This is a genomic window from Bacillus sp. P4_D3, from assembly GCF_056401855.1.
Map to the genome: position 1 here is coordinate 1 of NZ_JBFUIN010001337.1, position 537 is coordinate 537.

Annotated in this window: 1 pseudogene; it reads right to left on the reverse strand. The window is 34.1% G+C overall.

Features of this window, described 5'->3' with window-relative positions:
• Nucleotides 1-537, reverse strand: a pseudogene (locus AC1DTM_RS31195) (NAD(FAD)-utilizing dehydrogenase); the annotation flags it as partial.

The window sequence follows — 537 nt, forward strand, 5'->3', positions numbered from 1 at the left end:
TCTCCAATTAAAAATAGCCCATTCATACTTGTTTCAAAATGGTTATTGATTTTTATTGTAGGAGCATAGAATTTTCCATCAACCCCATATAGTAAAGTATCTTCATCAATAGATTCGTGGATAAATTGTTCTAAACGTAATAAAAATTCTTTGAGCCCTTCAATATATAATGGCGGGATTTCTTTATGCAAATCTCCATAATCTCCGTGTAGTGTAGGTTGTATACGATTATGTTTCATATCTTTTTCCGTAGTAGGTTGTTTCTTTATTAAGTCCTCTAAGCGCTGGATAACAATCCGATCTCGTCCTTGGTTAATGCTTTTAATAATTGAACTTGCGTATACATTTGCTTCTTTGAGAGTTGGAAAATAGCGCGGGATAAATAAAGTGAAATTTAAGTTAGAAGTGCCAGTTCCTTGCTCTCGAAAATTTTGACCGTCAGGCATAACTAAACCTTCTTCGTACTTTCGAATAATACGTCCTTTTGGATTCATACAGTAAGTAGTAGCCGTGAAATGTTCATGCTGATAAGAAAGT